We start from the raw sequence: 8,293 nt of genomic DNA, 5'->3' as shown, positions 1-8,293 counted from the left end.
GGAGCGGCCGCGGGCGCCTCGCCGGGCGCAGCGGGGACGGCGGCCGCGGGCACGCCCGCGCCCGCGACGACCGCGGGCTTCCGGGCGCTCGCGCACCCGGAGAGCAGCAGCAAGGCGAGCGCGGGGGAGAGGACGCCCGCACACCAGACCACGAGGGAGGTTCGGCCGCGACGCTGCATGGCGCTAGAGCCCCTTCAGCCGGTTCTTCGCGTCTTCGACCTGGCTCTTCGCCACGGCGTCGGTGACGCCCTTCACGCTCGCCGCGGCCTGGAACGCCTCCTTCGCCTTCGCCTTCTTCCCCTCGCCGGTGAAGAGCACGCCGGCGCGGTAGTTGGCGCGAGCGGAGAAGTTCGGGTCGGCCTTCACGCACGTGTGCTCGGTGCCGAACGCGAGGTAGGCCTCCGCCGCCTCCGCCGGCCTCTTCGCGAGATCGAGCTCGGCGGCGACGTTCTGGAGGGCGACGCAGCGGTTCGGATCGGCCTTCCAGCGCTTGAGGAACTCGCCGTAACGCCTCGCCGCCTCCGCGTGATCGCCCCGCTTCGAGGCGGCCGACGCGAGCTGGAGGGCGCTGTCCGCCGCCAGCTTGGACTCCGGGAACTCCTTCAGGAGCCGCTCCCGGATCCCGGCCGCCTTCGCCGGCTCGTTCGCCCGGTCCCAGGCGAGCGCCGCGTTGTGGAGCGCCGTCGCCGCCTCGGCGCCGGCGCCCGGGATCGCGGCGAGCTGCTCGAACGCCTCGGCGGCCTCGGCCGGCTTCCCCTCCTCGAGGAGCTTCTGCGCGGGGCCGAAGCCGGCGCTCACCTGGGCGCGGGCCAGGAGCTGCTTCACCTTCGCGAAGGACTCGCGCTGCTTCGGATCCGTGGCTCTCGCGGCCTCCGCCTCCACGACGGCGCGCGTCTTCCGGATCGCCGCATCGTGCCCGGCGCGGTCGCCCAGGGCGAGGAATGTCTGGAGGTAGATGGGGACCGCGTCCTCGAGGACGTCGCCCTCCGCCGGCCAGCGGTCGATCACGACCGCGAGGCGGCGCTGCGCGTCCTGCACGTTGTCGAACGCGTACTCCACCTCGGCGGCGATGAGCGCGAGGCGCGAGGGCGGCGGGGAGCGCCGCTCGAGCGGATCCGCGGCCGCGCTCTCGAGGTACCTGTCCGCCGAGCCGACGAACCGCCCCCAGGCACCCGGCGGGGTGCGGGGCGCGAGCGGGGTCTTCCGCTGGTCCTGGTAGACGATCTTGAACGGCTCGAGGGTGCCGGCCTTCACGTCCTGGTTCGCGGCGCCGAGCCAGGCCTGCGCGGCGAGGTAGCTCCCCATCGCCTTCGTGCGCGGGGAGGCGTGCTCGTCCGTGGCGGCACGATCGGCCTGCTGCGCGGCTTCGTGGAACCGCTGCGCGTACAGGAAGAGCTCGGCCGCGTGGTAGGCGATCGGGATCCGGTACTCCGTCGCCGCGTACCGATCGTCGAAGTCGGCGTACCGCTTCGCGGCCTCGGCGAGCTCCTTGCGGGCCTCGTCGGCGTTCCCCGAGCTCAGCGCCTGCTGCCCGCGCGCCTCGTAGGAGCGCGCCTCCCTGTAGTCGGCGCGCTGGGCGTCCTCCCGGAAGGCGCTCTCGGCCGGGATCTTGTGGTCGGCCTGGGGGAAGCGGCGCGCCCCACGACCACCGGTCACGCACGCGGCCGCGAGCAGGACCATGGCGGCCACCTGGATCCTCGATGTCATGGCGCAGCCCTCCCTTTCCATGGTCACCTCGCGCCGGCCGCGGCGCCGTTCGCCTCGGAGCGCGACGGCGCGGCGGCGCTCCCGGCCCCGTTCGCCTCGGAGCTCGACGGCGCGGCAGGGCTCGCGGCTCCGTTCGCCTCCGGGCTCGCTGGCGCGGCAGGGCTCGCCGCCCCATTCGCCTCCGGGCTCGCTGGCGCGCTGGTGCCCCCGGCGCTCGCCTCGGGCCGCGGCGGCGCGGCGACGCGCGCGGGCTCCTCGGCCGCGCCCGGCAGCGCGCGTCGAGTGGGGCCCTCCGGCGTGTCGGCGAGCGCGATGGGCGCGGTGTCCTCCAGGATCATCCGCGCCTTCGCCTCCTTGATGATCGGGTACTCGGTCGGGCGGTACCGGGCGAGCGACTCCCCGACCTTCTTCGTCCACTCGTTCTTGACGTGGAGCTTGCGCGCCGCCTCGATGGCGTCCACGTACACCTTGACCGCCTGATCCTCGTACGGCGAGGCGGCCTGGGCGAGGGCGTCCTGGTACGCGGCCAGCATCTCCTCGTCGTTCTTCACCTCGGGCGGGATCGGCGCGTCGTACAGGGTCTGCGCGAGGCGCTCGAGCAGGTAGGCCTTCCGGTAGAACGCCGCCAGGATCCAGTCGGGGCGCCGGTACCTCATCACCTCGTCGTACTGCGGCGCGACCTTCTTCGCCTCCTTGAGCTTCGCCTCGAGGGCCGCCTTCAGCTTCTTGGTGTTGGTCGTCGCCGGGAGCGCGATCTTGTCGTAGCGCTCGAAGTCGAACTCCGCGAGCCTGAAGCGCGCCTCGGCGGCGGCGGCGGCGGCCCGCGGGTGGGCGTCGGGCTTGAGGCCGCGCGCCGCGAACTCCTGCACCGCTGCGCCGTAGGCCGCCCGGGCCTCCTTCGCCTGCCCGAGCTCCCGGTACGCGAGGCCGATCTTGAGGTGCGCCTGGACGACCAGCTCGTGCTCGCGGCTCCGCGCGAACCGGCGCGCGAACTCCTGGAGCGCCTGCACCTCCCCCTTCCAGCCGCCCGTCTTCTCGTACATGAGCGCGGCGTGGAACTGGGTCCGCGCGGCGTCGTCCGCGTCGGGGTAGGCCTTCGCGTAGCGCGCGAACGCGGCGGCGGCCTCGTCGTACCGCTGGAGGTTCTCGAGGGAGCGCGCCGCGTCGTACAGCGCGTCCTTCCGGTGCTTCGAGTCCGGGTACTTCTCGACGAGGAGGAGGTAGCGATCCACCGCCTTCTGGAAGTCGTAGGTGTTCTCGGCGTTCCACCCGACGCGGAACAGCGCCTCGTCGGCGAGGACCGAGGACGGGTACTCGGCGTAGATCCGCTCGTAGAGCTTGAGGGCGCTCTCGAACCGGCGGGCCCCCTCGTAGCAGCTCGCCGCGTTGTAGAGCGCCTTGTCCGCGAACTCGTGCTTCGGGTCCTCGGCGACGAGCGCGAGGAACAGCGCGGCGGAGTCCTCGTACTGCTTCTCGTCCATGAGCTGCATGGCGCGCTGGAAGCGGCCGCCGAGCTTGAACTTCTGCAGCGTCGCGTACAGCTCGGGGTTCTTGGCCACCTCGGCGGACTGGAGGCGCGCAGCGGCCATCTCCACCGACGCCCAGTCCTTCACCGCGAGGTGGCTCTCGATGATGTAGTTCGCGGCGAACTGCGCGACGGGGGCGGTCGGCCAGCGCGCGACCACCTCCTCGAACCGGCAGCGGGCCTCGGGGAAGTCGCCGTACTCGTAGAAGACGACGCCCGCCTCGTAGGCGATGGTCGGCGCGTGCTCGCTCCCGGGCACGAGCGCGAGGAACGCGTCGGAGTCGCGGACGAGGTTCTCGTAGACGGGCGGGATGCGCTCCACGACCGGGAGCACGCCCTCGGGGCGGTCCTTCGAGAGCAGGATCCGCCGCTCCTCGAGCTTGCCGGCGCGCTGCAGCCGGGTGATCTCGCCCTGCCACGAGATCACCGCCGAGCGGGCGGCCTCGGCGAGGAACTTTTCGCTCGCGGGGTCGTCGCGGACGCGCGCGTAGATCCGGGCGGCCTGCTCGAAGTCGAGCGCGTTGTAGAGGCAGTCCGCCCAGTTGTAGGCGAGCTCGTGCGCCTGCTTCGAGTGCGGGAAGCGCGCGAGGTAGGCGCCGTAGACCTTGGCGGCCACGCGGTACTCGGCGACGGCGGCCTCGAGCCGGTCGTCCTTCTTGTACTGCTGCGCCTGGGCGTGGTGGAAGCTCGCCGCCCGCAGCAGGCTCTTCTCCGAGAGGTCGCGCACCGCGGCGATGAGGTCCGGATCGCCCTTGTTGGCCTTCCACCAGCGCGTCCCCTCGGCGTAGGCGGCCACGAGCGCCTCGCGCTCCGCGGCCTCCTTGTCGAACTGGCGATCGCGCGACCAGCACAGGACGATCTTGGCCTGGATCTTCGGGGCGTCGGGGGAGAGGGGCTCCTTCTCGAGGAGCGCCTTGTACGCCTCGACCGCGAGCGCCCACTTCGTCTCCTCGAAGTACACGTCGCCGAGCCGGCCGTAGACCTCCGCCTCGTACGAACGGCCGCCGAGCTTCTCGAAGTAGGCGCGCGCCTTCGGGACGCCGCCCCACCGCTCGTCGGCGAACGAGATCGCGAGGTACTGGATCGCCTCGGGCCACACGTCGCCGCCGGCCTTCTCGCCGGTCTTCGCGGCGGCCGCGACGTAGTGGTCGAGGAGCTTGGTGAACGCCTCCGTCGCGTGCTCGAAGTCGTCCATCCGGTAGTAGGCCCACCCGAGCTTGTAGACGGCGCGGGCGTAGAGCGGGTGCTCCGGGTAGGCGTACATCTTCGAGAACGCCTCGGCCGCGCGCTGGAGCGAGTCGGGCTTCACCTCGTCGAAGTGCCAGTCGCCCAGCCTGACCCACGCCTCCGCCACGAACGGGCTCTTCGGGAACCGCTGGATGAGGGCCGCGTAGGCGGCCTGCGACTCCTCGCCCTGCCCCATCTCGCCGAGGCAGTATGCGAGGAGGTAGTAGATGCCGTGGGTGAACCGGTACCCGGGGAACCCGGTGATGAGCCGCTGGTACAGCGCGATCGACGGGGCGTAGCTCTTCATCGGCTCGGGCGGGGGATCGCGCCCCTCCGCGAGCGCGCGGCGCGCCTCCTCGGCGTGGGCCGCGAGGGCCACCTCGTAGTCGTCGTTCGCCTTCTCGTAGTACAGCTCCGCGAGCCGGAACATCGCGTCGGGCGTGTACTTCGCGTCGTCGGGATAGCGGACGAGGAACTCCTCGAACCGCGCGATCGCCGCCTCGCGCTCGTTGCGCTCGAGGACCTCGAAGTCCTGGATGGCCTGCTCGTAGTGGTCGGCGAGGAACCGACGCTTGTCGTCGAACTCCTTCTGGACGATGTGGTGGACCTCTTCGCGGTACCCCTTCGCCTCCTCGCCGAAGCGCTTGACGGCCTCGGCGAGCTCGTCCTGGGCCTGCTCGGCGGAGACGGGCGGGATGGCCTGCACGGGCGCGGCCCGGCGGTACGTCGGCCCCGGCGCGCCGGCGACGCGAGAGCGGCAGGACTGGTAGCCGGTCGCCGGCGCCGCGGCGAGGCCGGCGGCCGGCACGAGGGCGGCGAGGGCGGCGAGGATCGCGCGCACGGCTAGTCCACCTCCCGGAGCAGGCTGCCGTAAGCGTCCTCGAGCTGCTTCAGCTCCTCACCCTTCTGCTGCGAGAGCTGCTGGATCTTCTCGAGCCGGACGCGCTTGCGCGCCCACGCCACGTCCACGAGTCCCACGTCCGCCTTGAGCACGAGCCGGTAGAACTGCTCCCGCACCCGCGTGAACGACTGGTAGGCGATCTTCCCCACGAGGTCCTTCGCGTCGCCCTGGATCCCGGCGAGCGTCCGGGCCTCCTCGGCCAGCGCCGTCCGCTCGGCCGCGACCCGCGCCTGGACCTCGCCGGCCCGGCGCGCGGCGACGGCCGCGAGCCGCGCCGACAGGGCCTCGGCCCGCCGCTGCACGGCCGCGGACCGCCCCCGGAGCGCGGCGGAGCGATCCAGCGCGGCGCCCACGCCGGGAGCGGCGCGGTGCGCCTCGAGGAGGGTCCGCTCGCGGGCGACGAGCGACGCGTGCCGTTCGCGGAGCTTCACCTCCCCCGCGAGCGCCTCGCTGGCGGTCGCCCCGTCGAGCGCGAGCGCCACGTCCTGCCGGAGCGCGCGGAGCGTGACCTCGTACCCCGCGACGGTCTCGCGGTGCTTGCGGAGCTCGTCGCTGAAGTCGGTGCGCGCCTCGGTGTTCGCGGTGATGTCGGCGCGGTGGTCCTCGAGCCAGCGCTCCGCCCCCGCGATGGCGGCCTTCGCCGCCTCGAGCTCGTAGCCGAGCCGGTACGCGCGCCGTTCGAGCTCGGCGACGCGGCCCCGCATCCGCGCCGCGCGGGCGCGCGCCTCGTCGGCGGTCCGCGGCACCGACGCGAGGCGCCTGCCGAGCGCGGCGCGCTCCGCGTGCGCCGCCTCGAGCTTCGCCCGCTCCCCCTCGGTCACCGCGGCGGCGGTCGTCGCGAACGCCGCGTCGGCGGCGCGATCGTCGAGGGCGGTCGCGGCCTGCGCCATGGCGTGCGCGGTGGCGTACGCCTCCCGGAGGCGCGGGAACGCGTCGAGCCCGTTCCCCCTCGCGAGCAGCGCCTCGACGCGGCCGGCGATCGCGTTCCCGTCGTCCACGTCGCGGTGGCTCGCGTCGAGCTCGCCCGTCAGCTCCAGCGCCTCGGCGACCTCGGCCTGGGCGGACGCCCACCGCACCGCGACCGCGGGGAGGACGGCGGCGACGTCGAACGCCTCGCCCTCCCGCCCGATGAGCTCGTTGAAGTACCGGACGGGGTCCTCGCGCATCGCGAGGATCGCGTCGAGCTCGTCGCGCACCGGCGCGTAGTCGTTGATCACCCGGCTGTAGGCCTCGGTGGCCTCCGCGTATTGGCCGAGCCTGAGGAGGAGGTGGCCCTGCAGGACGGTCGCCTCGGGCGCCAGCGGCGACTCGGGGGCGACGTCCGCGATCAGGCTCGCCGTCCGGAGCGCCGCCTCGAGCTGCCCCGCGCGCACGAACGCCCAGGCGCTCTCGTACGCCGCCTCGGTGAAGTGGCGCGAGGTCCACGGGACCCGCGCGTACCAGTCGAGGGCCTCGACGGGCCGCCCCTGGTCGCCGTGGATGCGCCCCAGCGCGAGGTCGCAGAGCTCCACCACCTCGCGCTGGCGATCGTCCGCGGCCTTCTCGCCGGCGCAGAGCTCGAACCGCTGGATCGCCGCGGCGAGATCGCCGCGCTCGATCTGGAGGACGCCCTGGAAGTACGCGGCCTGGTGGCGGTACGGCGCGGGGACGGCCTCGAAGGCCGCCATCGCCCGCTCGAACCGGACGGCGGGCGCGAGGTCGCTGCGCTGGTAGAGCGCCTTCGCGGCCAGGTAGCGGAGCTCCGGTGGAGGGTTCCCCGCGAACACGCGGTCCGCCTCGGCGACGTGCTTCTCGACCGCGTCGGTCCGCCGCGCCTTCACCCCGCACTCGATCGCGCCGACGAGCGCGTCGCCGCGCCGCTCCCCCTCCGGGAGGGAGAGGTACGCGTCGTACCGGGGGAGCGCGGCGCCGCAGGCGCCCTGCCGCCGCAGCGCCTCGGCAAGGTAGAAGACCGCCGTCGGGTAGTCGCGGGTGGCGCGCAGCGCCGGCTCGTCCACCACCTCCGAGAGCAGGATCGCCGCGTGCTGCCAGTCGCCGAGGAGGTACTGGGTCTCACCCTCCGCGAACTGGCGCGCCGCGCGCGCGGGCGCCGGCTCGTCCTCGTCCCACGCCTGCGCCTCGAGCTGCGCGAGCCGCTGCTCGATTTCGGTCGCCTGGCGCTCGACGTCCGCGAGGGCGTCGGCGCGGGCGGATCCGGGCAGGAGCGCCGCGGCCGCGAGCGCGACCGCGGCGGCGCACGCACCTCGGACGCTCACCGGTCCGCGCCTTCCGCCGCCGGGGCGCCGCGCCGGGAGGCGTCCTCCCGCTGCACGTCCACGTCGTAGCGAACCGCGGGGCGATCCTTGAGCTCGGCGGTGACCCCGCCCTTCTCGAACCCGACCACCCGGATCGTGTTCACCCTCCCCGCCTCGGCGTTGAAGGTGTACGAGGACTGGACCTTGAACTTGTAGCCCTCGAGGTAGCTGAACACGCCGAAGCCGTGACCGCGGTAGACGAGCTGGACGGAGATCTGGTGGTTGCCGGGGACGATCCGTCCGTTGAAGATCTCGAACTCCTCGCGCTTCTCGAGATCGCCGTCCACGTCCACCTTCGTGTAGACCGGCGCGCCGTCGAGCGCGTACGCGACCGACTCGAGGTAGAACGAGGAGCCCATCTCGTTGCGGTGGACGAGCACCGCCTTCGAGCCGGTGGTGATGTCGCCGCCGATGACCATCTCCTGCAGGTTCATCAGCCGCGCCTTGGTCCGGAAGATCTTCTCCTTCAGATCCGAGACGCGCTCCTCGAGCGTCCGGACCTGGAGCTCGTTCCGCTCCTCGGCGGTCTGGGCGGGCGCGTCGGCGGCGGCAGGAGCCGCGGCGGCCGCGGGCGGCGCGGGGGTGTCGGCGCCGGCCGGGGCGGGCGCGGCGACCGGCGGCGCGGGGGCGACCGCGGCG

General features: G+C 73.5%; 4 protein-coding genes. All 4 read right to left on the bottom strand.

Features of this window, described 5'->3' with window-relative positions; translation table 11 throughout:
* Nucleotides 1-183: 183 nt before the first annotated feature.
* Nucleotides 184-1,707 carry a tetratricopeptide repeat protein gene (locus tag MNZ27_RS22375; RefSeq protein ID WP_242396290.1) on the bottom strand — a complete coding sequence of 508 codons (1,524 nt, stop codon included), beginning with the start codon at nucleotides 1,705-1,707 and terminating at the stop codon, nucleotides 184-186.
* 23 nt (nucleotides 1,708-1,730) lie between these two features.
* Nucleotides 1,731-5,300 carry a tetratricopeptide repeat protein gene (locus tag MNZ27_RS22370; RefSeq protein WP_242396289.1) on the bottom strand — a complete coding sequence of 1,190 codons (3,570 nt, stop codon included), beginning with the start codon at nucleotides 5,298-5,300 and terminating at the stop codon, nucleotides 1,731-1,733.
* Between the two features lie 2 nt (nucleotides 5,301-5,302).
* Nucleotides 5,303-7,615 (bottom strand): tol-pal system YbgF family protein, encoded by a 2,313-nt coding sequence (locus tag MNZ27_RS22365; protein ID WP_242396288.1) that lies wholly within the window; start codon nucleotides 7,613-7,615, stop codon nucleotides 5,303-5,305.
* A partial coding sequence (locus MNZ27_RS22360) for a dihydrolipoamide acetyltransferase (protein WP_242396287.1) occupies nucleotides 7,612-8,293 on the bottom strand: 682 nt, incomplete at its 5' end. The genes MNZ27_RS22365 and MNZ27_RS22360, both read right to left, overlap by 4 nt.

The organism is Anaeromyxobacter oryzisoli, assembly GCF_022690765.1.
GTDB lineage: Bacteria > Myxococcota > Myxococcia > Myxococcales > Anaeromyxobacteraceae > Anaeromyxobacter > Anaeromyxobacter oryzisoli.
This window is presented reverse-complemented; position numbering and strand designations above follow the sequence as displayed.

Coding starts and splice junctions, on each gene's coding strand:
- MNZ27_RS22375 (WP_242396290.1), bottom strand. CDS start 1,707: ATGACATCGAGGATCCAGGTGGCCGCCATGGTCCTGCTCGCGGCCGCG.